25 protein-coding genes and 1 pseudogene are annotated in these 24,112 nt (G+C 63.9%); 18 read left to right on the forward strand and 8 right to left on the reverse strand.

All coding sequences use genetic code 11. The annotated features are described in order from the left end of the window. Positions 1-3: 3 nt before the first annotated feature. Positions 4-1,293, forward strand: a complete 1,290-nt coding sequence (locus tag ACUXH0_RS01815; RefSeq protein WP_170816394.1) for an ABC transporter substrate-binding protein — start codon at positions 4-6, stop codon at positions 1,291-1,293. After that, positions 1,290-4,223: pseudogene (locus ACUXH0_RS01820) on the forward strand (bifunctional diguanylate cyclase/phosphodiesterase). Before ACUXH0_RS01815 ends, ACUXH0_RS01820 begins: the two are co-directional and overlap by 4 nt. A gap of 95 nt (positions 4,224-4,318) precedes the next feature. Here ACUXH0_RS01820 and ACUXH0_RS01825 read toward each other — a convergent pair. Beyond that, positions 4,319-5,224 (reverse strand): LysR substrate-binding domain-containing protein, encoded by a 906-nt coding sequence (locus ACUXH0_RS01825; RefSeq protein ID WP_182593558.1) that lies wholly within the window; start codon positions 5,222-5,224, stop codon positions 4,319-4,321. A gap of 165 nt (positions 5,225-5,389) precedes the next feature. Here ACUXH0_RS01825 and mdcA point away from each other — a divergent pair, with 165 nt between their 5' ends. The 12 genes from mdcA (at position 5,390) to ACUXH0_RS01885 (ending at position 14,117) form a co-directional block, all read left to right on the forward strand. Then, positions 5,390-7,078, forward strand: coding sequence for a malonate decarboxylase subunit alpha (gene mdcA / locus ACUXH0_RS01830; RefSeq protein ID WP_065851802.1), 1,689 nt, complete (start codon positions 5,390-5,392; stop codon positions 7,076-7,078). Then, positions 7,078-8,007: a triphosphoribosyl-dephospho-CoA synthase gene (locus tag ACUXH0_RS01835; RefSeq protein WP_004632482.1), complete on the forward strand. Its 930-nt coding sequence runs from the start codon at positions 7,078-7,080 to the stop codon at positions 8,005-8,007. Before mdcA ends, ACUXH0_RS01835 begins: the two co-directional genes overlap by 1 nt. Beyond that, positions 7,994-8,293, forward strand: coding sequence for a malonate decarboxylase subunit delta (locus ACUXH0_RS01840; RefSeq protein ID WP_065851805.1), 300 nt, complete (start codon positions 7,994-7,996; stop codon positions 8,291-8,293). Before ACUXH0_RS01835 ends, ACUXH0_RS01840 begins: the two co-directional genes overlap by 14 nt. A gap of 9 nt (positions 8,294-8,302) precedes the next feature. Continuing rightward, the gene (locus ACUXH0_RS01845) at positions 8,303-9,148 is read left to right on the forward strand and encodes a biotin-independent malonate decarboxylase subunit beta (protein WP_065851808.1); all 846 of its coding nucleotides are present in this window, start codon (positions 8,303-8,305) and stop codon (positions 9,146-9,148) included. Beyond that, complete coding sequence (gene mdcE / locus ACUXH0_RS01850; RefSeq protein ID WP_065851809.1) at positions 9,145-9,975, forward strand: biotin-independent malonate decarboxylase subunit gamma; 831 nt, start codon at positions 9,145-9,147, stop codon at positions 9,973-9,975. The genes ACUXH0_RS01845 and mdcE overlap by 4 nt, the downstream gene beginning before the upstream one ends. A 357-nt stretch (positions 9,976-10,332) precedes the next feature. Then, on the forward strand, positions 10,333-10,740 hold the full coding sequence (gene madL, locus ACUXH0_RS01855; RefSeq protein WP_004632473.1) for a malonate transporter subunit MadL: 408 nt from the start codon (positions 10,333-10,335) through the stop codon (positions 10,738-10,740). Between the two features lie 11 nt (positions 10,741-10,751). Then, a complete protein-coding gene (gene madM, locus ACUXH0_RS01860; protein ID WP_182593557.1) occupies positions 10,752-11,516 on the forward strand; it encodes a malonate transporter subunit MadM in 765 nt (254 codons plus the stop codon). Next, on the forward strand, positions 11,513-12,148 hold the full coding sequence (locus tag ACUXH0_RS01865) for a malonate decarboxylase holo-ACP synthase (RefSeq protein ID WP_182593556.1): 636 nt from the start codon (positions 11,513-11,515) through the stop codon (positions 12,146-12,148). Before madM ends, ACUXH0_RS01865 begins: the two co-directional genes overlap by 4 nt. Then, the gene (mdcH, locus tag ACUXH0_RS01870; protein ID WP_182593555.1) at positions 12,145-13,107 is read left to right on the forward strand and encodes a malonate decarboxylase subunit epsilon; all 963 of its coding nucleotides are present in this window, start codon (positions 12,145-12,147) and stop codon (positions 13,105-13,107) included. The genes ACUXH0_RS01865 and mdcH overlap by 4 nt, the downstream gene beginning before the upstream one ends. An 85-nt stretch (positions 13,108-13,192) precedes the next feature. Next, positions 13,193-13,486, forward strand: coding sequence for a hypothetical protein (locus tag ACUXH0_RS01875; protein ID WP_028866927.1), 294 nt, complete (start codon positions 13,193-13,195; stop codon positions 13,484-13,486). Between the two features lie 30 nt (positions 13,487-13,516). Further along, positions 13,517-13,816, forward strand: a complete 300-nt coding sequence (locus tag ACUXH0_RS01880; protein WP_065851813.1) for a hypothetical protein — start codon at positions 13,517-13,519, stop codon at positions 13,814-13,816. A 115-nt stretch (positions 13,817-13,931) separates the two neighbouring features. Beyond that, entirely contained in the window at positions 13,932-14,117 is a 186-nt protein-coding gene (locus ACUXH0_RS01885; RefSeq protein WP_037042922.1) for a hypothetical protein, read from the forward strand. A gap of 53 nt (positions 14,118-14,170) precedes the next feature. Here ACUXH0_RS01885 and ACUXH0_RS01890 read toward each other — a convergent pair whose 3' ends face one another. Next, the gene (locus ACUXH0_RS01890) at positions 14,171-15,766 is read right to left on the reverse strand and encodes a peptide chain release factor 3 (RefSeq protein ID WP_004632461.1); all 1,596 of its coding nucleotides are present in this window, start codon (positions 15,764-15,766) and stop codon (positions 14,171-14,173) included. Positions 15,767-16,138: 372 nt separating this feature from the next. Here ACUXH0_RS01890 and ACUXH0_RS01895 point away from each other — a divergent pair, with 372 nt between their 5' ends. Further along, entirely contained in the window at positions 16,139-16,366 is a 228-nt protein-coding gene (locus tag ACUXH0_RS01895; RefSeq protein WP_004632457.1) for a hypothetical protein, read from the forward strand. A gap of 123 nt (positions 16,367-16,489) precedes the next feature. Then, positions 16,490-16,816: a hypothetical protein gene (locus ACUXH0_RS01900; RefSeq protein ID WP_004632455.1), complete on the forward strand. Its 327-nt coding sequence runs from the start codon at positions 16,490-16,492 to the stop codon at positions 16,814-16,816. A 12-nt stretch (positions 16,817-16,828) separates the two neighbouring features. On the opposite strand, the gene ACUXH0_RS01905 is transcribed toward ACUXH0_RS01900, so the two are convergent. The 4 genes from ACUXH0_RS01905 to ACUXH0_RS01920 all read right to left on the reverse strand — a co-directional run bounded on the left by ACUXH0_RS01905 (position 16,829) and on the right by ACUXH0_RS01920 (position 19,996). Further along, on the reverse strand, positions 16,829-17,836 hold the full coding sequence (locus ACUXH0_RS01905; RefSeq protein ID WP_004632453.1) for a YihY/virulence factor BrkB family protein: 1,008 nt from the start codon (positions 17,834-17,836) through the stop codon (positions 16,829-16,831). A 120-nt stretch (positions 17,837-17,956) separates the two neighbouring features. After that, positions 17,957-18,262 carry a hypothetical protein gene (locus tag ACUXH0_RS01910; RefSeq protein WP_024974415.1) on the reverse strand — a complete coding sequence of 102 codons (306 nt, stop codon included), beginning with the start codon at positions 18,260-18,262 and terminating at the stop codon, positions 17,957-17,959. Between the two features lie 69 nt (positions 18,263-18,331). Next, the gene (locus ACUXH0_RS01915) at positions 18,332-18,499 is read right to left on the reverse strand and encodes a DUF1328 domain-containing protein (protein WP_004632450.1); all 168 of its coding nucleotides are present in this window, start codon (positions 18,497-18,499) and stop codon (positions 18,332-18,334) included. A 90-nt stretch (positions 18,500-18,589) separates the two neighbouring features. Then, positions 18,590-19,996 carry a sigma-54-dependent transcriptional regulator gene (locus ACUXH0_RS01920; protein ID WP_182593554.1) on the reverse strand — a complete coding sequence of 469 codons (1,407 nt, stop codon included), beginning with the start codon at positions 19,994-19,996 and terminating at the stop codon, positions 18,590-18,592. 538 nt (positions 19,997-20,534) lie between these two features. Between ACUXH0_RS01920 and ACUXH0_RS01925 the strand changes: the two genes are divergently transcribed. After that, the gene (locus ACUXH0_RS01925; RefSeq protein WP_182593553.1) at positions 20,535-21,638 is read left to right on the forward strand and encodes a sigma-54 interaction domain-containing protein; all 1,104 of its coding nucleotides are present in this window, start codon (positions 20,535-20,537) and stop codon (positions 21,636-21,638) included. A 66-nt stretch (positions 21,639-21,704) separates the two neighbouring features. Here the strand turns inward: ACUXH0_RS01925 and ACUXH0_RS01930 are convergent, their stop codons facing one another. After that, positions 21,705-21,851, reverse strand: a complete 147-nt coding sequence (locus tag ACUXH0_RS01930) for a hypothetical protein (RefSeq protein ID WP_004632445.1) — start codon at positions 21,849-21,851, stop codon at positions 21,705-21,707. 27 nt (positions 21,852-21,878) lie between these two features. Further along, positions 21,879-22,283: a hypothetical protein gene (locus ACUXH0_RS01935; RefSeq protein WP_024542660.1), complete on the reverse strand. Its 405-nt coding sequence runs from the start codon at positions 22,281-22,283 to the stop codon at positions 21,879-21,881. A gap of 323 nt (positions 22,284-22,606) precedes the next feature. Between ACUXH0_RS01935 and ACUXH0_RS01940 the strand changes: the two genes are divergently transcribed. Further along, positions 22,607-24,109, forward strand: coding sequence for an RNA polymerase factor sigma-54 (locus ACUXH0_RS01940; protein WP_028866844.1), 1,503 nt, complete (start codon positions 22,607-22,609; stop codon positions 24,107-24,109). Positions 24,110-24,112 lie beyond the last annotated feature (3 nt).

A 24,112-nucleotide genomic window follows, 5' to 3' on the forward strand; every position in this document is an offset into this window, starting at 1 on the left:
GATATGCGACAAAGCCACTTTGCCCGGCTGCTATCCGGTCTGATCGGTTTGCTGATTCTGTCCGGTTGCCACCAGCAAGACGCCACCATCACCAGTTCGCCCTCGCCGCACCGAACCAGCATTACGGCATTGATCTGGGCACCGGACTGGCCCGAGCAGATGCTTCAGATTGCTGCCGAGTTCAGCAAGCTCAATCCCGATGTGCAGGTGGACGTTCAATTCATGATCGGCAATTCGGTCGAAGAGAACATCAAACCCCGCGTCGCTGCCGGCACGATGCCCGATCTTTTGAGCGTCAACCCAAATGCCTATTCGGCCGAACTGGCCGATCAGCGCGTCCTTGCCAATGTCAGCCAGACATTGGCGTGGACGAACATGCTCGCCCCGCTCAAGCGGGACTGGACCAGCCGCCGCGGCAAAGGGTTCGGCATCTCGGGCGGTGTCGCAACGACGATGATCTACTACAACCGCGAGATGTTCGAAAAAGCGGGCATCGACAAGCTGCCAGCAAATTTCGACGAGTTCCTGCGCGTTTGCGCGCAACTCAAACGCGCAGGATTCACGCCCATGATGTTGAACGGCGCATTCCCGAACATGCTCGGAAACGGACCGTTTGCCTCGGGCTTCGCCAACAACGTGATCGCGCACGAGCCGAACTGGAAAAGCAAGATGGCCGAGGGCACGCTGGATCTCGACACCCCCGAGGTCGCTGATATCTTCGCCAGGATGGCACTGCTGCCGGAGCGCGGCTACGTCCAGGCGTCGTTCATGGCAACCGGCTACGACGACGGCATGCGTCTTTTCAAGGAAGGCAAGGTGGCGATGGCCTTCCAGGGCAGTTGGGCGGCGGGCCTGCTGCTGCACGGCAATCGCTTTGCGGTCGGCGTATTCATCCCGCCATGGAACAAGCGCGGCGCTCAGATGGTGCCCGTGCTCGGCAGCGAGACAGGCTTTGCCGTATGCGAGACGCCCAACAAGGCAGCTGCAATGCGCTTTCTGGAATTCATCGCCGGCAAAGGCTTCCCGATTCTGCAGAGAAAGCGCCACAACATCTCCCCGTTCCAGCAAGACGCGGAAACGGCCGTCAGTGACCCGGAAATCGTCGACTACACGAATACGGTCAGCCGCTATTTGGTGACTGCCAGCCCGTACTATTCGACGCTGCCTTCAAACACGCTCGAGTCGCTGCATGGGTTGATGCAGGACGTGTTGCTCAAGAAGATGTCGCCCAGCCAAGCGGCGAAGCGACTCGACGAATCGGTCAAGAATGAAGCGAAGATGCACTACAAATGAACTCGATCCCACGGTTGCTGCAGCGCGCTTTCGACTATCTCTCACAGGACCTGCTTCGCCGCGTTGAGATTCGCCACCGGTTGGTTGCCGCGTTCATCCTGCTGTCTCTGCTGCCGATCTGCATTTCGGCCAGCATTTCGTATGTGAACTCGATCGCGGCGATCAAGGAGAACGCAGAGATCTTCTCGAAGGAGGTGGTCAAGCAAGTCTCGAGAAACATCGAATTGCGCATGCGGCAGATCGAGACGGAAAGCAACTTGCTGGTGCTCTCCAATCGGGTTCAAGGCGCGCTTGCCAGGGCTGCGAGCGGCAACGGCAAGGAGCAAAGCGAGGCACGCCAGGACATGGCGCGGCTGCTCCTCGAGCATTACGGATCGGTTGATTTCATCAACCAGAAGTATCTGCTCGACAAGAACAACCGGATTCTCGACACCCAGGCCGCCACGCAATTGACCCAGGGTGTGACACGCCTCGTCTCACGCGCTTAGGACGAGCATGCGCACACGTACTGGGGCAGCTACGACAACGGTGTTGGACAGCAAAACGTCGGGGTGGTGCGCGCCATCATCGACAAGAACAGCAACCGCCAGCTCGGCAATCTGGTGCTGATCGTCCGCCCCGCATACTTCTCGACCATCTTCAACGACGTCGCCACGGGCAGCGGTACGCAAATCTACATTCTCGATGCGAGTAACGAGGTCATCATCCGGGCCGCCGACGCCTCGAATGATATCGGCGCACTACCCGAACCCGGCCTGCTCGAAAACCTCGCGCGCAACGCGACATCGGGCGAGGCGCGAAGCTTTGTTGCGGTCGAGGGAAAGCGCGGAGGACGTTATTTGACTGCGTACGCCAAAATCCCCGGCACGACCTGGTTCGTGGTGAGCACCATTGCGGAGAAAAAACTGACGGCCGAGGCACAAGCGGTGCGAAACCAGATCGCGCTGGTCGGCATCTCGGGGGTTCTGCTGTCGATCTTCCTTGCTTACTTCATCTCGCACAGCATTTCTGCGCCGCTCAGGGAGCTGGTGCGCAAGGTGCACGATACCGGCGACGATGCCGGCGCCCAGGTCGACGAAGGAAAGCACGAGGAAGCCGGGGCCCGCGCCAAGGACGAACTGAGCAGGCTCGCGCAGCGCTTCGAGAGAATGCGCGAAGCGATCAAGCAGAAGATCCAGAAGATCAATGCCTCGCTCGAACAAACCGTCATCGAACGGACGGCAGAGCTCGTCACGCGGGAGCGGGAGTCGCGCACACTGATCGAGAACTCCCCAGATACGATTGCCCGCTATGACCGCGAGTCCCGCCGCATTTACGCCAACCCTGCGTTCTGTGCCCTGGCTGGTTGCAGCCTTACGGAAGCGCTCGGCAAGCGGCCCTCGGAACTCCCCGGCGGCGACAACGCGCGCGTCTACGAAAAGATCATCAGCGACGTCATTTCAAGCGGCACAAGCGCGCAATTCGAACTGAGATGGGCCGGCAAGGATGGGCAGGAACAATGCTCGCACGTCCGCCTCACGCCGGAGACCGACCAAGCCGGCAATGTGCATTCCGTGTTGGCGGTCGGTCGTGATCTCTCCGACCGGATGGCGTTTGAGGCCACCATCTGGAAACAGGCCAATTTCGATGCACTGACGGGCCTGCCGAATCGCCAGATGTTCCATGAGCGCCTCGCCCAGGAAGCCAGTCAGCCAGGCCATATCGGGCGGCGCATGGCGTTGATGCTGATCGATCTCGACCGCTTCAAGGAAGTCAACGACTCGCTCGGGCACGATAGGGGAGATACGTTACTGATCGAGGCCGGCAAGCGCATCGGTTCGTGCGTGCGCCAATCGGATACGGTCGCCCGTCTGGGCGGGGATGAGTTCACCGTCATCCTGCCCAATCTGGATGACGCGGAGAGCGTTGAACGGATCGCCAGGACCATCATCGGCAAGTTGGCCGAGCCATTCAAACTGGGCACGGACGAGGCCTTCATTTCTGCCAGCGTTGGCGTCACCTTCTACCCCGACGACGCCCACGATCTTGACGTGCTGTTCAAGAACGCCGATCAAGCCATGTATGCGGCCAAAAACGCCGGGCGCAATCGCTTCAGTTACTTCAAGCCCGACATGCAGGTGGAGGCCGAACAGCGCCTGCGGCTCACCAGCGATTTGCGCGCCGCGCTGCCCAGCGGCCAGTTTCAGGTCTACTACCAGCCCATCGTGGAGCTCGCCACGGGCGAGGTTTGCAAAGCCGAGGCGCTGATCCGCTGGCTGCACCCGGAGCGCGGCACCATCAGCCCGCATGATTTCATTTCCGTGGCGGAAGACACGGGCCTCATCGTCCCCATCGGCGATTGGGTATTCAAGCAGGCGGTGCAACAGGCGCGCCAATGGCGCGATCAATTCCATCCGTCTTTCCAGATCAGCGTCAACATGTCTCCGGTGCAGATGCGCCAGGATGGCCAACTGTGCGCGCGATGGTCCGACTTCCTTGCGCGCGAAGGCTTGCCGGTTCAGAGCGTGATGGTGGAAATCACGGAAGGGCTGCTATTGCAGGCCGAATCGCGGACGGACGAGACGCTGCTGACTTTGCGCAGCGCGGGCATCGGGATCTCGATCGACGACTTTGGAACCGGTTACTCGTCGCTTGCGTATCTCAAGCGCTTCGATATTGACTACCTGAAGATCGATCGTTCATTCGTCTACAACCTGAGCTTTGACGAAGACAACCAGGCGCTGTGCGAGGCAATGGTCGTCCTGGCACACAAATTGGGGCTCAAAGTCATTGCCGAAGGTGTGGAGACCGCCGAGCAGCGGGATTTTCTCAAGGCTGTCGATTGCGATTTTGCGCAGGGCTTTCTTTATTCGACGCCGGTTCCGCCGCATGAATTCGAACGTCGGGTATGGCCCATGAGCGAAAAGCGCGCCGCTGATGCTTCAGCATGAAGGACTGAGACACGGAGTCTGAAGAGATCACGCGCCACTTCGTTGCGCCCACAGCGGAAGAAGACTTTCACGTGGTGCGGCACACATGATCAACGTTATCGCGCGCCCAGCAACCGACACTCCGCCGACAACGCCAACAGATTCGGATCGCGCTCCCGATTGCGCTGCATCACCAGCACGATGTGCTGACTGATGGCATAGCGTGCGGCCAGCGAAATCAGTTGCACCTTGGGGCTGAAATCGGCCACGCGGCACGGTAGTAGCGCGTAGCCGATACCACCGCTCACGAGGTTCATCAGCGAGAAGATGTCGCCCACGCGCAGCGCAATCTGCGGCGCAAAGCCGGCCTTGTCAAAGGCGGCCATGAAGTCGTGATACGTCGCAAAGTCGTCGCCGAGCGCGACGAACTTTTCGCTGCGCACGGTTTGCAAATCGATCTCTGCTGACGACGCATACGGCGAGCCGAGCGGCGCGGCAAAGAGGATCTCGTCGTCAAACATCGGCACGGTCAGCAGATCGGGATTGCGCAGCGGCTCGCCCAGCGCGATGACGATGGCGTCGAGTTGCCCGTCTTCGAGCTTGGCGAGCAGGCTGCGGTTCGAGCCCAGCGTGAGTTCGATGTCGAGCGCGGAGCGGCGTGTTTTCAGGCCCGCAAAGATGCGCGGCAGCGTGCCCACCGTCATTGAATACAGCCCGCCGATCTTCAGCGTGGTTGACGAAAACCCCGCCGCTTCGCGCGTGCGGCGCACGCCGGCTTCGCATTCGGCCAGGATGCGCTCCACGTGCTCGGCAAACACATAGGCGGTCGACAGCGGAATCAGCTTGCGGCCGTCGCGCTTGAACAGCGGGCAGCGCAGCCCTTCTTCCAGCGAATGCAGCGCGCGGTGCACGCTCACCGTGCTTTGCCCCAGCGCTTCCGAAACGCGCGCCATGTTGCCCAGCGTCATGAAGGACTGGAACACCTCAAGCTTCTTCAGGGTGATGTCGTCATCGATTGCCATGGCAGGGTCTCCTCCGGGCGCGTTCTGTTGGCGCGCTGCTATCAGAATTGCCCATTGTTTCATTAACTTCAAGTTAACGAAATGGCGCCAAGGTTGATTGAAGTGCACGTTCTTACGGCATACGGTACAGCCCATCAAATCAATCAAGGCTGGAGACGCCACCCAATGCAACCGATGCCCACCCAATCGGCAAACGGGGTCAACGCACCCATCCCGCCTCAATGGCGCCGGCGGCGCGACGAAAAGGAACGCCGCCTGGCTGCAGCCCGCCGCATTGCCAACGGCAAGGTCATTCCGACCAGCGATATCGTCGCCGCACTCGAAACGCTGCTCGCACCGGGCGACCGCGTCGTGCTGGAGGGCAACAACCAGAAGCAGGCGGATTTCCTGTCGCGCTCGCTGGCCAAGGTGAACCCCGAGCGCCTGCACGATCTGCACATGATCATGCCCAGCGTGAGCCGCGCCGAACATCTCGACATTTTCGAGGCCGGCATCGCGCACAAGCTGGACTTCTCGTTTGCGGGGCCGCAGAGCCTGCGCATCAGCCAGTTGCTTGGCGACGGGCTGCTGGAAGTGGGCGCCATTCACACCTACATCGAGCTGTATGCGCGGCTGGTGGTGGACCTGATTCCGAACGTGTCGCTGGTGGCCGGTTTCAAGGCTGACCGCGACGGCAACATCTACACCGGCCCGAGCACGGAAGACACGCCCGCGCTGGTCGAACCCACGGCGTTTTCCGACGGCATCGTCATCGTGCAGGTCAACGAGATCGTCGACGATCCGGCCGACCTGCCGCGCGTCGACATCCCCGGCTCGTGGGTCGATTTCATCGTGCAGGCCGACAAGCCGTTCTACATCGAGCCGCTGTTCACGCGCGACCCGCGCCTCATCAAACCCGTGCACGTGCTGATGGCGATGATGGCGATTCGCGGCATCTACCAGCGGCACAACGTGCAGTCGCTCAACCACGGCATCGGCTTCAACACGGCCGCCATCGAGCTGATCCTGCCGACGTACGGCGAGCGCCTGGGCCTCAAGGGCAAGATCTGCCGCAACTGGACGCTGAACCCGCACCCGACGCTCATTCCCGCCATCGAATCGGGCTGGGTGGAAAGCGTGCACTGCTTCGGCACGGAACTCGGCATGGAGCGCTACGTGGCCGCACGCCCCGATGTGTTCTTCACCGGCCGTGACGGCTCGTTGCGCTCGAACCGCATGCTGTGTCAGTTGGCCGGCCAATATGCTGTGGACCTGTTCATTGGCGCGACGCTGCAGGTGGATGGCGACGGGCATTCGTCCACCGTCACGCGCGGCCGCCTGGCCGGCTTTGGCGGCGCGCCCAACATGGGCCACGACCCGCGCGGCCGCCGACACGCCACACCGGCGTGGCTCGACATGACCGAACCGGTGACGATGCTGGAGCGCGGCAAGAAGCTCGTCGTGCAGATGGTCGAAACGTTCCAGGAAGGCGGCAAGCCGACCTTTGTCGACACGCTGGATGCGGTGGCCGTGGCCAGGCAAAGCGGCATGCCGCTCGCGCCCATCATGATCTACGGCGACGACGTCACGCACCTGCTAACCGAAGACGGCATCGCGTATCTGTACAAGGCCCGTTCGCTGGAAGAGCGGCGCGCGATGATTGCGGCGGTAGCGGGTGTCACATCGATCGGCCTGCGGCATGACCCATCCAAGACCGAACAGATGCGCCGCGACGGCCTGATCGCGCTGCCCGAAGACCTCGACGTGCGCCGCAGCGACGCCGGCCGCGAACTGCTCGCCGCCAAGAGCATCGCCGACCTGGTCGAATGGTCCGGCGGCCTGTACGACCCGCCTGCACGCTTCCGGAGCTGGTAATGGAGAAGACATTGCAACGGCCCCTCCCGGCCAGCCCGAAAGCACGCGCGAAGCGATTGGCCGCGCTGGTCGAGTCTGCCCTCATCGACGAAGTGACGCTGTCGCCCAAGCCCGGCCTGGTGGATGTGCGCGGCAACGGCGCGCATCACGATCTGGACTGGACGCTGATGGTGCATTCGGCCCAAACCCTGCGCCCCACGTTTGAAGCCATGGCACTGGCCGGCGCGCAGATCGAAACGCAAGCCGGCGCACAACTCGCCCTGCGCGAGCGCATCGGCCGCCTGGGGCGCGAAGGCGAAGCGGCCATGCTCGACGCCACCGGTGGAGTCAACACGCACCGCGGCGCCATCTGGGCGCTGGGCTTGCTGGTGACGGCTGCAGCTCAAACGCCGCCTGCAGTGGACGCAGCCGCTGTTGCGCGCCGCGCCGCGCGCCTGGCGAACATTCCCGACCGCTTTGCCCCCGTCTCGACTGGCCACAAAGGCGAGCGCGCCTGCAATGACTACGGCGTCGGCGGTGCCAAGGGCCAGGCCTGCGCCGGCTTCCCGCATGTGATCAAGGTGGCGCTGCCGGCGCTGCGCCAGGCGCGCGCAGCCGGCATTCGCGAAGACCACGCACGCGTGGATGCATTGCTTGCCGTCATGGCCGCGCTGGATGACACCTGCGTGCTTGCACGCGGCGGCGCGCAAGCACTGCGCGTTGTGCAAACGGGCGCGGCCACTGTTCGTGCAGAAGGCGGCTTGGCAACACCGCAGGGCCGCCGCGCTTTCCGCACGCTTGAACAAGACATGCTGGCGCTGCACGTGTCACCCGGCGGCGCGGCCGACTTGCTGGCTGCCGCGCTGTTCCTCGACCGCCTGCCCGCAAGCGCGCAGGCAGGGTACGACACCGAAACCGCTCATCAGGAAACCGAACATGGAGCATCTTGATTTTCAGTTCACCGGCGGCGCGCCCGCCGGGCGCCGTGCGTATGCCGGCGTGGTCGGCTCGGGCGACCTCGAAGTGCTGTTGACGCCGGGCAACGCCGGCCACATCGACGTGGCCATCACGACGTCCGTCAATGGCATGAGCGCGACGTGGCAGGCGCAGCTTGCACGCGTGTTCGGCTCGCACGCGTGGCCGGCGGCCAAGATCACCATCAACGATTTCGGTGCGACACCGGCCGTGGTGCGGTTGCGGCTTGAGCAGGCGCTCGAAGCGCTCGCGCAATCTTGAGGAGAAGCCATGTCACGCAACCCGATTGAACGCGATAGCTTTATCGAACGCGATGCGCGCCGACGCGCGATTGCGCTGCTCGACCCCGGCACCTTCCGTGAACTACTGGACCCGTTCGAACAATTGACCTCGCCGTGGCTGCCGCGTCAGGGCATCGTCACGCAGGCCGATGATGGCGTCGTGGTGGCGCGCGGCACGCTGGGCGGGCAGCCGGCGGTGGTGCTTGCCATTGAAGGCGCCTTCCAGGGCGGCAGCATGGGCGAGGTGTCCGGCGCCAAGATTGCCGGCGCGCTGGAGCTTGCGGTGGAAGACAACCGCAACGGCATTCCCACACGCGCCGTCATCGTCTTCGAGACCGGCGGCGTGCGGCTGCAGGAAGCCAACCTGGGCCTCGCCGCCATTGCCGAGATCCACGCCGGCATCCGCGCGCTGCGCGAGTATGGGCCGGTGATCGGCATCACCGCTGGCGTGGTCGGCTGCTTTGGCGGCATGAGCATCGCAGCGGGCCTGTGCAGCTACCTGCTGATGACGCGCGAAGCACGCCTCGGCCTGAACGGCCCGCAGGTGATCGAGCAGGAAGCCGGCATTGAAGAATACGACTCGCGCGATCGCCCTTTCATCTGGAGCCTGACGGGGGGCGAACAACGCGCCGCCACGGGGCTGGCCGATGTCTGCATCGAGGACGATTCCGTCACGATCCGCGCGCAGGTGATCGAGTGGCTGCGCGCCGGCGCACCAACGCACCAGCGCAGCGAGCAGATCGACCACTACCTCGCACAACTCGCCGCTGTAGACACATCACGTCAAGCCACGGCAGAAGATGTGCGCACGCACTACGCAAAGGACGTCGCATGAGCCAGAACGAACTTTCCACGCGCGGCGCGACCTGGATGCGCGTGCTTGCCGGCGGCGCGCCGGTGCCAGGTTACGGCAGCACGCTGCAAGTCGTCGATGCCGCGCTGGCGGGACGGCCCACTCGCTACATCGCCATCGTGCCCGACGCCGGGAACCGCTTCCCCCGCGCGCGCAACGGTGAAGTCGGTCTCATCGAAGGCTGGCAGCTTGCGCGTGCCGTGCGCGATGCCATGCGTGCCGATGCAGGGCAGGAAAAGAAGCGCGCCATCGTCGCCGTCATCGATGTGGCAAGCCAAGCCTACGGGCGCCGCGAGGAGGCCTACGGCATCCACCTCGCACTGGCTGCGGCGGCGGATGCCTACGCGGCTGCCAGGTTGGCTGGCCACCCCGTCATCGGCCTCATCGTCGGTCGTGCCATGTCGGGCGCGCTGCTGGCGCACGGCTACCAGGCCAACCGCCTGCTCGCCCTGGACGATGCCGACGTGATGGTGCACGCGATGGGCAAGGCTGCAGCCGCGCGCGTGACGCTGCGCTCCGTCGCCGACCTGGAACGCCTCGCACAAGAGGTTCCGCCCATGGCGTACGACATCGCTAGCTTCGCCTCGCTCGGCTTGCTGTGGAACCTGCTGAAGGTGAAGTCTGCCGACGCGCCCAATGCAGTTGACATCGATACCGTGCAGACGGCGCTCGCGGCGGCGCTGGCCGATATCGCAGCCGACCCATCGCGCGGGCTGGAAAGCCGCCTGGGCGCGCCGCTGCGCGGCGCATCGTCGGAAGTTCGCAAACGCCTGCGCGAGCAATGGAACGCGCAGCCAGAAAGCGCATAACGAATAGGAGACACATCACGGCGCGAACACATGCGCCCCGATGGTTTGGCCGTACCTGCCCTAGATGGCGCCTTGAATTTTTGCAAGCGGGCGGAAAAAGGAAGGGGAACTGTCTGAGCGCAGCGAGTTTTCCCCTTCCCCGCCCGGTTGCAGAAATTCAAGGGGAAGTCGCCATCTTGGGCGCGCCTTTCTTTGCTTACTTTCTTTGGCAAGACAAAGAAAGTAAGTCAGCCCCGGCAGGGGATGAAACAAGGGATGCACCACCAACGCAATCAACGCAAAACAACCAGTCTTCAAACCTCGATCACCACACCACACAACAGGCGACCCATCGCCGTTCCTTCAGGAGACAAAGACGTGATCATCTACGGTACAACCCTGCTGGCGCTCTGTCATATCGCCGGCCTCTTCCTGGGCGACCTGCTCGGCCAGGCCATCGGCGTAAAGGCCAATGTGGGCGGCGTGGGCATCGCCATGCTGCTGCTCATCTTCGCGCGGCTCTACCTGCACAGGCACGGGCTCATGCCGGCCGCCACCGAGGCGGGCGTCTCGTTCTGGGGCGCCATGTACATCCCGGTAGTGGTCGCCATGGCGGCCACACAGAACGTCGTCACGGCACTGCGCGGCGGCCCGGTTGCGCTGCTCGGCGCCATCGGTGCGGTGCTGGTGTGCGGTGTCTGCATTGCACTCATCAACCGCACGGGCAACGCGGAAGACCGGCGCCCGCTGCCCCCGCTGCCTGAAACCGAACAAGCCCGCGCCTAAGGAGCCCCACCATGCTGTCAATGCTAGAGAAAGTTCTGCAGCACAACGGGCTGGTCGCGGCGTTCGCGCTGGTCGGCATCGTCATGGGTCTGTCGATGTGGGTGTCCAGGAAGCTGACGTTTGGGCGCGTGCACGGCTCGGCCATCGCCATCATGATCGGGCTGGTGCTCGCCTATTGGGGCGGCATGCAGACCGGCGGCGAACGCGGCCTGGCCGACCTGAAGCTGTTCGGCGGCATCGCCCTGATGGGCGGCGCCATGCTGCGCGATTTCGCCATCGTGGCGACGGCCTTTGAAGTGCAGGTGACCGAGGCACGCAAGGCCGGCATGATCGGCGCCATCTCGCTGCTGCTCGGAACGGTGCTGCCGTTCATCGTCGGTGCCAGCGTTGCCTACGCCTTCGGTTACACCGATGCGGTGAGCGTCACCACCATCGGCGCGGGTGCTGTCACGTACATCGTCGGGCCGGTCACCGGTGCGGCGCTCGGTGCCACCTCCGATGTGATGGCGCTGTCGATTGCCACGGGGCTCGTCAAGGCGATCCTGGTGATGGTCGGCACGCCGTTCGCGGCCAAGGCGCTGGGCTTGAACAACCCGCGCGCGGCCATGGTGTTCGGCGGGTTGGCGGGTACGGTCAGCGGGGTGTCGGCGGGTCTGGCTGCCACGGATCGGCGCCTGGTGCCGTACGGCTCGCTGGTGGCCACGTTCCATACGGGCCTCGGCTGCCTGCTCGGACCATCGATCCTGTTCCTGGCCACACAAGCGCTGCTGCGATGACATCCACGCCGCTGCGCGCGCACGATCTGCTGTGGGTGTCTGAGACACCCGTGGCGATGGATGGCGCGCCCTTGCCGGACTGGGCCGTCACGGCATATCGGCAAGGCGCGCCTGTCGTGGTGCGCCGTGCACCGCGCGGCAGCGACGGTTCCGTGCCGGTCGGCCTGCGCGGCGGCGCGCGGCATGAACGCTGCGCAGCGACGGTAGCCGCCAACAGCATCACGCGTGTGGTCTCGCCCGAGGGGCTGGCAATTGCAGCTGTCTCCATCGCACACGACGCGCCGTTCGCAGCGCTGCGCACCTTGCGCGCGCTGGCGCCCGCACTCGACGCACTCGGCTGGGCGTGGGGCCCCACGGGCGGCGCAGGCTTTACGCTAGCCAGTGGTTTGCCAGTGCTGCATGCGGACAGTGATCTCGATCTCCTTGTGCGCATGCCGCGTGACCCGTCGACTGCGCAACGCGATCAGCTCGCTCGCCTGTTGGGCGATACCGAGTGCCGCGTCGATTTGCAGATCGACACCGGCCACGGCGGCTTCGCGTTACGCGATTGGCTGGCGTCGCCGCATCAAACGTTGCTCAAGACCGACCACGGCCCCCGGCTCGTCGCAGACCCATGGAGCGACGCGGCATGAGCATCCTGTTCATGTTTCCCGGCCAGGGCAGCCAGCGCGCGGGCATGCTGCATGCGCTGCCTGGTGACCCGGCCGTTGCGCAGACGCTGACCGAAGCCGGCGACATGCTCGGCGTCAATCCGCTCACGCTCGACACCGCAGAGGCGTTGCGGTCGACGGTGGCCGTACAGCTTTGTCTCTTGATTGCAGGCGTGGCCGTGGCTCGCACGCTGGCTCGGCAGGACGCAGGGCCGGACATGGTGGCGGGCCTGTCCATTGGCGCGTGGCCTGCGGCCGTCGTTGCCGGTGTGCTGGAGTTCAGCGATGTGCTGCGCCTCGTCCGTCTGCGTGGTCAGCTCATGGAAGACGCTTACCCAAGCGGGTACGGCATGGTCGCTATCATCGGCCTCGCCGAACCGGAGGTCAGCGGCATCGTTGCGCAAGTCAACACCACCGACACGCCGGCCTATGTCGCCAACGTGAATGCGGAACGGCAGATCGTCGTGGCCGGCAACGACGCAGCGCTCGCGCAGGTCGCCGAACGCGCGCTGGCCCACGGCGCATCGAAGGCGACGCGCTTGTGCATGGCGGTGCCGTCGCACTGCCCGTTGCTTGACGCACAGGCTGCAGAGTTAGCGACCGCTGCCGCAAACATCACCGTCCACGCGCCGCAACTCACCTACGTCAGCAGCAGTCGCGCGCGGGCGCTGTTTCGCGCGAACCTCATCGTTGAAGACCTGGCGTGGAACATGGCGCGACCGGTGTTGTGGCATGACACGCTTCAGCATGCATTGGAACGCGGCGCACGCATGGCGGTGGAGGTGCCGGGCGGCGGCGCACTGGCGCGTCTGGCGCAAGGTGTGTTTGCGGACGATGCGGTGCTGGACGCAGGCAGCGGACTGGACGCGGTGCTGGACGCAGGCAGCGGACTGGACGCGGTGCGGGTGCGGATACGGCGCCAACGTCGCATCGACGACTGATCGCATCGAACTCAGAGTCGGCCGATATCCGTTCTCGCGGTCTTGATAGCAAGATGCTCCCTTCGCAAAAAGGTCGCATCGGTCTATGAGCCCGCTTGAGCACGCCATCGCAGAGAATTACGCCTTACGCCGCCAGTATCTGGCGTTCCTCGAAGACCGATTTGGCGACGAGCTCCCGAAGACCCCCACACCGCGCGATATCGTCAAGCTGCTCAATTTGGATGAGGTGGAGTGGCGCATCTCGCGTCGACAAGCTCGGCTTCTCTTTGATGGCCAATCCTTGCAATGGATCGAAGGCGGGCAAGTTGAAAGACGTTGGCCTGCCGCCTCAGGAAAGCCGGGTTTCAACGGAAAGGAGCATCAATCGCTCAAGGATTGAGGCCCCATACCGGAAGGAAACTATGTCGCATTGCAGTCAGACTTCCAGAAATGGGAAGAAGCGCCTGCCATCAACCGCGCTGCCTGCATACTCAACTTCATCAGTATCAAAGCGGGACGCTGGCCCGGATGCACCATCGCGTGGGGGACACGACGTGTCGGATTGGTCCCGGACCCCGGAACCAACGTGTACGGTCGTAACAACTTCACTATTCACGGCAGCTGGTTTCCCGGCTCCATTGGTTGCATCGACCTGACCAATTCAATGGAGTCGTTCGCAAAGGAGTTTCTTCTCTATGCCAAAGACATGGAGCTGGCCGTTCGCTATTAGGCTAGCGTTAGCCCTGATTCCTGCGCTCGTGTTCTGCATCACCCCACTCGAACTTTGGGGCAGCTTAACTGCCCCAGAGGATTACCCTTTCGGCGCTGAAAGTCCTGCTGCGGCCATGTGGGCATACAAGTCGCAGCGCAACTACCTGGTGTGGTGTGCCGTGTCTTGGCTGGCAAGCGGCATCGCGATCCGGGCGCTGCTCGTCAAGCGCGCGCGCCTTCTCTCTAGAGGCCTGTGGTCGGCGCCATTTCTGATTGCCTGGGCGCTCACGGCGCTCGACGGGACACGGCTGGTGAGTTGACGCTGCATAAAAAAACGGGGCACATGGCCCCGTTTTTTTTGGCTGCTCGCCGCTTAGACGATTTCCCGTGTTTCCATGAACTGGATGTCCGGAAAGCGCTCCTGCGTCAGGCGCAGGTTCACCTGGCTCGGTGCCAGGTACACGTAGTCGCCCGCACCATCCAGGGCCACGTTGTGGCCGGCCTTGTCGATCAGCTTGTCGATATCTTCCTGCTTGCCGCGCAGCCAGCGAGCCGTGGAGCACTCGTGCGGTTCGAAGATGGCATCGACGCCGTACTCGTGTTCAAGGCGATGCGCCACCACGTCGAACTGCAGGATACCGACGGCGCCCAGTACCAGGTCGTTCGACGCCAGCGGGCGGAACATCTGCGTGGCGCCTTCTTCGGCCAGTTGCTGCAAACCCTTCTGCAACTGCTTCAGGCGAAGCGGATTGTTCAGGCGCGCGCGACGGAAGAACTCCGGCGCAAAAGACGGGATGCCCGTGAACTTGAGCGCCTCGCCTTCCGTAAACGCATCGCCCAGCCGGATCGTGCCATGGTTGGGCACGCCGATGATGTCGCCGGCGAAGGCCTCTTCCGTGGTGTTGCGGTCCTGCGCCATGAACGTGATGGCATTGTTGATGGCGACCGTCTTGCCGGTCGACACCTGCAGCAGCTTCATGCCGCGTTCGAAGCGGCCCGAGCACACGCGCACAAACGCGATGCGGTCACGGTGCTTCGGGTCCATGTTGGCCTGAATCTTGAAGACGAAGCCGGTGAACTTCTCTTCCATCGGCTTGACTTCGCGCGTTTCGGTGGGGCGCGCCAGCGGCTCGGGCGACTGGTCAACCAGCGCATCGAGCAGCGACTGCACGCCGAAGTTGTTTACCGCCGAACCGAAATACACCGGGCACTGCTTGCCGGCCAGGAAGGCCTCTTTGTCGAACGTGTGCGATGCGCCGCGCACGAGTTCGATGTCGATGCGCAGTTCTTCCGCCTGCGAGCCCAGCACGCGGTCCAGCTCCGGGTTGTCCAGGCCCTGGATCAGGCCGGCGGTGGCGCCCTTCTCGCTGTCGGCGTTCGGGTCGAACAGCTGCACCGTGTCGTTGACCAGGTGGTACACGCCCTTGAACGACTTGCCCATGCCGATCGGCCACGTCATCGGCGCGCACTGGATCTGCAGCACGCTTTCGATTTCATCGAGCAGCTCGATGGGCGCGCGGCCTTCGCGGTCGAGCTTGTTGATGAACGTCAGGATGGGCGTGCTGCGCAGGCGGCAGACGTTGAGCAGCTTGATGGTCTGCGCTTCCACGCCGTTGACGGAGTCGATCACCATCACGGCGGAATCGACGGCCGTGAGCGTGCGGTACGTGTCTTCCGAGAAGTCTTCGTGACCGGGGGTGTCGAGCAGGTTGACGATGTAGTCGCCGCCCTCGTTTCGGTACGGGAACTGCATCACCGACGACGTAACGGAGATGCCGCGCTGCTTTTCCATCTCCATCCAGTCGGAGGTGGCGTGGCGGTTGGCTTTACGTGCGCGCACGGCGCCGGCCATCTGAATGGCGCCGCCGAACCACAGCAGTTTCTCGGTCAGCGTGGTTTTACCCGCATCCGGGTGGGCAATGATGGCGAACGTCCGGCGGCGCCGGATCTCCTGCTGCAGCGTACTCACGGGCAAAAAACCGAAAGGGAAGGAGTGAAAAATGCGGATGGTTGCGCACGTGGCAAGTGCGCTGGCTGGCGGGTCATCCCGGCGGCCGATAGACTGCCCGAACGGCGTTGTCAATCCGGGGCAGCCGAGATTGTACGCGATCGGCGCCCTTGCTTAGGATCAACTGATCCGGGCCGCAAGCGCGGGAAACTCCCTAGGAACCGTCCCCCAGACGGACGAGACCAACCCGTTGTGGGAATGCACTGACAACCCTTTCGGAGCGGGTGTTATCGAAGTTGTCATGAAGCTCCCGTATTGTGGAGTCCGTCGCGAAACCCGCCTTTGGGTACGCCGCGACATTGAAAGAAGCAAAGAAGCAAGGAGTCCAACATCGTGCGTAGTCGAATCCCTGTCGATCCGGCAGTGCAACGCATCATCGAGACCACCCGCAAGGCGTGGCAACTCGACGAGCAAAGCGTGCGCGCGGCGCGTCAGCAGCGTGCCGCCAATCGCCGCAAACGGATCAAGGCCCTGCCGCAGGACAGCCTGCAGGCACTCGCTGCACTGGCCCTGCAAGCTGAAATCTGGGCCGTGCGCAAGACCGTGGTGACGGTCGGCTAGCCGCGCAGTTCCTCACCGTGTCGAGGGCCACAGTCGTGGCCCTTTTCTTTTGCGCGTCGCGCAACATTGGGGGCATGGCGGTTGCTTGTGACTGACTGACATGACTCAGCTCAGGAGGCCGACATGACCGAACTGACCCCCAAGCCGCCCGCCAGCAGCAATGGCACCACCGGCACAAATGGCGCCAACGGCGCGATCGTCACCCCGCTCCATCCGCAAATCGATCACACCGCGCAGCGCGTCAAAGATGCCACGGCCGAGGGCATCGACCGGCTGGCGAGCGTCCTCTGCACGGCGCTCACACAGTTCGACAAGCGCACCGAACAGTTGAAGAACCTGCACGCGAATGTCTCCGAACAGGCGAGCGGCTCCGTACGTCAGCACCCGGTCATTACCATCGGGCTGGCATTTGTGGCGGGGATGCTGCTGGAGCAACTGACCCGGGATTGATGCGGGGGCGTCTTAGCGGCTCTCGCGGGCTGCGCTTGCGTTGCCCCCGGCCACCCCACTGGAGAGGTTCGCCGCGATCGCCGGGTTGAGCAACGCCGCCTGCGCGGCGGCAGTGGCCCGGCCCGCGCCTTCGTACTGACGGCTGCCGAACTGCAACGCATATTGCCGCGTGACCAGCGCGCCAAAGAAGAAGATCTGCGCCGAGTAGTAAATCCACAGCATCAGCGCCACGACCGAGCCCGCCGCCCCGTAGGACGATGCGACGGCGCTGTTGCCGAGATACAGGCCGATGAGGTGTTTGCCGAGCGTGAAGAGCAGCGCCGTGACGATGGCGCCCAGGGCAACGTCGCGCCAGGCCACGCGCGTTTCGGGCAGCATTTTGAAAATGGTGCCGAACAGCAGCGAAACGACGGCAAACGAAAACGCCGACGACAGCACCTGCGCCACCAGCAACGCAATGCCCGAAGTGGAGCCCGCCCACAACGCGCCCCAAAAGCGCTCCACCACGGCCAGCGCCGCGTTGATGGTGAGCGACACCAGCAGGAGAAACGCCAGCACGAGGATCAGGCTGAATGACAGCAGGCGTGAACGCAGCAAGCCCCACATCCCGGGCTGCTGGCGCGGCGGCACCTCCCAAAGCTCGTCGAGGCTGTCCTTGAGTTCGGAGAACGCCGTGGTGGCGCCCACCAACAACAGCACGATGGCTGTAATTGCCGCGAATAGGCCATTGCCCGAGCGCCGGGTTGCGGCAAGCACGGCTTCCACCGCAGACGCGCCCTGCGCGCCTACCAGACCCTGGATCTGCCCGAAGATTTCGCCGCGGGCGGCCTGTTCGCCAAAGAACAAGCCGGCGATGGAAATGACCAGCACCAGCACCGGTGCCATCGAGAACAACGTGTAGAACGACAACGCCGCGCCCTTGCTCGCGGCGCGATGCGCAGACCACTGCTGCCCTGCCCCCATCAGGACCTGGGCAGATCGCTTGAGCAGGTTGCGGTCGAAGCAGGCGGTCAGGCGCATGGAGGGTCCTTTCAAAGCGACGCGGCCAGCGCGGTGCCGGCCTCGACCTTGAGCCTAGTCAGCACGCGGCACGCGCGCAAGCGCGACCGTGGCTGGCAGGAAGCGTGAGGGTGTTCGCCCTCAGTCGTTATCGCTGCCCAGCAGGCGGCTGATCAGGAAGCCTGCGCCGAATGCCAGGCCGATCGTCGCAAGCGGGTGCGATCGCATGCAGTCCGCCGCATCGCGCATCAAGCGCTGCTGCGAGGCCCGCCATTGATCACGCTTGGCAGCGGCCTCGTCAAGTGCGGTGGCCGCTGCGTCGGCAGTGCGGTCGATGGCCTGTGCCGTGGTCGCCTTCACACGCTCGGCGGCTTGCGCCACGTCGCCGCGGATGAGGTTGCCGTTGGCATCGGATTTGGGAAACGGGTTGGTTTGAGACGGTTCCATCAGTCAGCGCTCCTGGAGTTGCGTGGCATCGTGAAAGCCGGGTTGAAAGCTGTGCGCTTCATCCCGGCGTCATCCTCTGCCCGCGACCAAGCCCCAGATGAGGCTGACCACGAATAGCACCACGAAAATCATGAACAGGATCTTGGCGATGCTCGCTGCGCCGGCAGCGATGCCGCCAAACCCGAGCACGGCCGCAATCAGGGCGATGATGAAAAAGACGACTGCATAACGCAGCATGGTGACCTCCTGTGCAGTTGAGTGAGCTTGCCGCCATGGGGCGGATACCCCACTGCTTCAGCAAGCCGCGTACCGCGCCAGGAGGTCCGGCTATGCCTCGGTGGCATGCGCGCGGCCGGAGCTGCCGCTGCTGTCATCGCCGCCGTCGTCGGCATTGCTGTTGCCGTATTCTTCCAGCCGGTTGTAGAGCGTCTTGAGGCTGATGCCGAGCAGTTCAGCCGCGCGCTTCTTCACACCGCCGCACTGCTCCAGCGTGGCGAGGATGATCTTCTTGTCAGCGCTCGCCAGCGACGTGCCGACCGAAATCGTGAGCGTGGAACCGGACGACACCTGCGTGCTCGACACTTGCAGCGGCACGTTGGCCGTATCGATGCCGGCGTCGTCTGACAGGATGTACGCGCGTTGCACGTAGTTGCGCAGCTCGCGCACATTGCCCGGCCAGTGGTAGCCGCGCAGGGTCTCCATGGCCGGCGGCAGGAATGCCTTCTTGGTATTGCTCTGCGCGTTGAGCTGATCGAGGAAATGCTGGGCCAGCAGTTCAACATCCTTGCCGCGCTCGCGCAGCGGCGGCAGCTGCAGCGGAAACACATTCAGACGGTGATACAGGTCGGCGCGCAGCTTGCCGTCGGCCACGGCCTCTTCGGGGTCGCGGTTGGTGGCGGCAATCACGCGCACATCGGAGTCGATCTCGCGGTTGGTGCCCACGCGCATGAACACGCCGGTTTCCAGCACACGCAGCAGTTTCACCTGCAGCTCGATCGGCATCTCGGTGATTTCATCCAGGAACAGCGTGCCGCCGTTGGCCCGTTCGAAGTAGCCCTTGTGCTGGCGGTCGGCGCCGGTAAAGCTGCCGCGCTCGTGGCCGAACATTTCCGACTCGATCAGGTTGGGCGAGATGGCGCCACAGTTGACCGGCAGGAACGGTTGCTTGCGGCGCAGGCTGAGGTCGTGAATGGTCTGCGCGGCCAGTTCCTTGCCTGTGCCCGACTCGCCGATGAGCAGCACAGTCGCCTCGGTGGGCGCGACGCGGCTGACCTGGTCATACAGCGTCTGCATCGCCGTCGAGTTGCCGAGCATCTGTCCGAAGAGGCCCAGGCGCCGCAACTCGCCGCGCAGGTTGCCGATCTCGGCTTTCAGATCGCCTGGACGCGGGATGCGCGCCAGCACCGATTTCAAGCGTTGGAAATTGACGGGCTTGACCAGGTAGTCGGCCGCGCCCATGCGCAGTGCCTCCACGGCGGTTTCTACACTGGCGTGGCCGGTCATGACGATGATCTCGGTACCGGAGTGCGGCGCGATGTCTTCCATCAGATCCATGCCGTTGCCGTCGGGCAGGACGAGGTCGATCAGCACGGCATCGGGGCTGTGACGCGACATCTGAATGCGCGCATCGCGCAGCGACCCGGCCAGCGCGGTGGTGAAGCCTTCGGCACCCACCAGCTCACCCAGAGCAGCGCGTGCGTTGGCATCGTCTTCGACAATCAGAATATGTGGCATCTCGATTCGGTTGGATGAGCCGGCAGGTGCCGGCGGTCATGCATGGCGCAACGGTGCGCTTGGCGGCAGAACCGGCTGCAGGTGCAAAAAGCGTTCCATCCAATACAACCCGGGCATCGCACGGGCAAACCCACGTCGGCGATATGGATGTTGGTAATTTTTACACGCACGCATGCAAGAAATGGATCGAATACATCACTCCAGGGCGGACCGCTGGTACTACGCAGGAGTCAGCATAGTTGAGAAGACCGGCGCTTCGCCACCTGCGGGCGGAAATGGACACCGTACGTCGCATGGCCATGTGAAACCCTCGCGGCATCTGCGTCTCAGGCCGGTTTCTTGTCAGCGTTTGACCGACAGGATGGAAGAAACGTCAGCGCATGCCCGACATACAACGCGCTTGGGCGGCCCTGATAATGGCTCAACTTTTCAACACAATGTGACGGGATGACGACGTACCCTGCCTTCCGAAGACTGCATCGCTGAAGATGCAGCCGCTCGCCAGGACGTCCCCGTTGCGACCAACCACGAGGGAGCCATGTCCTTGAGCGAAGCCTTCGCCGACGATCGTGCAGTGTCCGTCGGGCGCCTGAGCTATCCCCCTGCCCTGGCCGACTTTGACGACACAGAACGCGTGCCGTCCGACGCCGAAACATTTCCTGCCCAACCGATCGCCGAGCCGGATTTCGGTCACCTCTACGGCCGCTCGCCGGTGATGCGTGCGCTGTACGATCAAATCGGCAAGGTCTCCGGCACCCTGGCCACCGTGCTCATCATGGGCGAATCGGGTACCGGCAAGGAACTGATTGCCCGCACGGTGCACGACATGAGCCCGCGCGCAGACCAGGCCTTTATCGCGGTGAACTGCGGTGCCATCTCGCCCAACCTGATCGAGTCCGAACTGTTCGGCCACGAGAAAGGCAGCTTTACGGGGGCTGCCCAGCGTCATATCGGGTATTTCGAACATGCCTGCCGCGGCACGATCTTCCTCGACGAGATCACCGAGATGCCGGTCGAGATGCAGGTCAAACTGCTGCGCGTGCTGGAGACCGGCGTGTTCATGCGGGTGGGCGGTACCGAACCGATCCAGACGCGCGCGCGCATCATCGCGGCCACCAACCGCAACCTGCTGGAAGCGGTGAGTGATGGCGCCTTTCGCGAAGATCTGATGTATCGCCTGGCCGTGGTGCCGTTGCAGGTGCCGCCGCTGCGCGATCGCGATGACGATATCGAAGAACTGGCGCTGCACTTCCTGGCCCAGTTCAACGCCGCACACCAGACCGACAAGGTGTTCTCGCGCCAGTCCCTGGCGGCCCTGCGCAGCCAGCCGTGGCCGGGCAATGTGCGCGAGTTGCGCAACGCCGTGCAGCGCGGCTACATCCTCGGCGAAAAAACCGTCGAACTGGCTGCGCCGCTCGCATCCACGCGCGGCCCTGCGCGCCCGACCGTCAAGGAAGGTGTGCTCAGCCTGTCGGTGGGCGTGACGCTGGCCGACGCGCAACGCGCGATGATCCTGGCCACGCTGGAGCATTTTCATGGTGACAAGCGCCAGGCTGCCAAGACGCTCGGCGTCAGCCTGAAGACGCTGTACAACCGCCTCGACCTCTACCAAAGCACCGCGGCCGCCGCCATGGCGGCCTGACGCAGGCGCTTCTCAGCGCTCCACCGCCTTCGCCCATGTTGTACCCGCTGCATCCGCGCTGACGTTCTAGCGCGGATGCGCGTGCGCGCGTTCGCCCGGGTGCTCGTGGCGGCGGCGTTCCTGCGGTTCCGGCGTCCGGCGGCGGGGTGCGGGTTCGGTCTCCGCGCGGGCGCGCGGGCCCGTGCGGACGGCAATGGTGAGTGTCATCGGCATGACGAGCCCTTTTCCTTTCTTTCGAGGTTACTGACCTGGCTTCGAGCTACCGGGATAGGAATTCCCGGTGGTCGTCGCGGCATCGTTGCCGCCGGCCTGCACGCCCGAATGCGACATGTCGCCCGCGCTATTGGTACCGCCCGGCACGGTCGACTCTGATTTCGACTTCTTGTGATGGCGCTGCTTCTTGTGCATCGGCTTGCTGGTGTCGCTGCCGCCCGCAGCAGGTGTCGCCTCGCCGCCGGCCATCGGTGTATTCGCGGTGCGATCGGCAGTGGACGACGGCGGATCGGTGCGCTTGCCCGGCGCCTTGGTCGGGTTGCTGGACTCCTGGTTGTCGACCGGCGCGGCCGTCGTCTGGGCCATGGCAGTGCCGACGCCAAGGCCGAAGATCGCGCTGGCAAGCGCTGCGGTCAGAAAACGTGTTCGCATGTGGTTTCTCCTGGGATGTGATGCTGGATAAGAAGGCAATGGAAGCGCACTGCGGCGCGTCTCCCGCCTCCCACTGCAGCAACGCATGTACCTGCGGTGCCACCCATCCGCGTCTGCCAGGGCAATCCCGCTAGCAACGCCGGCGCTGTCATGTGCCGGCAACACTTCGCATATAAAAACGACATGACCATGTAGAAACGGCGTGCCAGCCGCCCGTGAAGCCTTGTGGCGACTGGCTTTGTGGACATGGCATACCCTTTGCATCGATGCGGTGACCGGTCGACGGAAATGTCGACACCCACTCACCAAAGGAGGCAAGGCGAATGGTCAAGGCCGCTCTGGAAATGCGTGCGAAGCAGCATCTCGCGCTAACACCGCGACTGCAGCAGTCCGTCAAGCTGCTGCAGTTGTCTGCAACCGAATTTGCGCAGGAAATGCAAGAAGCGCTCGCAAGCAATCCGTTCCTGGAGGAAGTCGAGCAAGAAGCCGGTGCGCAGCCCGATGCCGCACGGACCGGCGACATTGCCATTTCCGCCGATCTGGACGGCACCGCGGCCGATCACACGCCTGCAGACGACGCCCCGCTGGAAACCACCACCAGCGCCATCGAAACCGATGCGACGCTAGCGGCATCGGAAGACTTCCCCACCGACTTCAGCACCTATTACAGCCACGGCGGCGCCCACCACGGCGACGGTGAAGACAGCGACATAGGCGAGTGGGTGCATTCCACGCCGAGCCTGCGCGAGCATCTGCATCAGGAGCTGCGCAGCTATCGCCTGTCAGACCGCGACTGCCTCCTCGCGCAGACGCTGATCGAAGCGCTGGACGACGATGGCTACCTGCGCCAGCTGCTCTCCGAGCTGGCTCCGCTGGCACCGGTGGAGCCGCCCCCCACCGAGAAGGAAATGCAGATTGCCCTGGCGCTCGTGCAGAGCCTGGACCCGCCGGGCGTGGCCGCGCGCGATCTGGCGGAGTGCCTGCGCCTGCAGATCGAGGCGCGCCCCGCGGATACCGAAGCCGAAGAGCGCATCCAGGAGATCGCACAAGACATCGTGCGCAGCCACCTGCCCCGTCTGGCCAAGCGCGAATTCACGCAGATGCGTCGCGCGCTCGGCTGTACGGAAGAGGAGTTGCGCGATGCCTGCGCGCTGATCCGCATGCTGGACCCGCGCCCGGGGCTGCGCTTCTCGCAGGCGCATGCGGGCTACATCGTGCCCGACGTGATCGTTGCCAAGATCAAGGGCAAGTGGATTGCCCTGACGAACCCGGCGGTGGCACCGTGCGCGCGCGTCAACAAGGTCTACGCGGAGCTGTTTGCCCAGACGCGGGGCCACAATCGCACACCACTGGCGCACCAACTGCAGGAAGCACGCTGGCTGATCCGCAATGCGCAACAGCGCTTTGCCACCATCCAGCGCGTGGCCGAGGCGATCGTCGGGCACCAGAAGCATTTCCTGGAATACGGCGAGGTGGCCATGAAGCCGCTGGTGCTGCGTGATGTGGCCGAAGAACTTGGCCTGCACGAATCGACCATCTCGCGCGCCACGGGCAACAAGTACATGGCCACGCCGCGCGGCATCTTCGAGTTCAAGTATTTCTTCTCGCGCCAGTTGGCGACCGACACAGGCGGCGCATGCTCGGCGGCCTCCGTGCGGGCGCTGCTCAAGGAGATGATCGAAGCCGAAGACGCGGACGCCCCGCTCTCCGATGTGTCGCTCGCGAAGATGCTGGCTGAGCAGGGCGTGATCGTTGCGCGCCGCACGGTCGCCAAGTACCGCGGCCTCATGCGCATTGCACCCGCCGAAATGCGGCGCCAGGTCTGACCA

Source organism: Ralstonia sp. 110700041-2 (genome assembly GCF_056280165.1).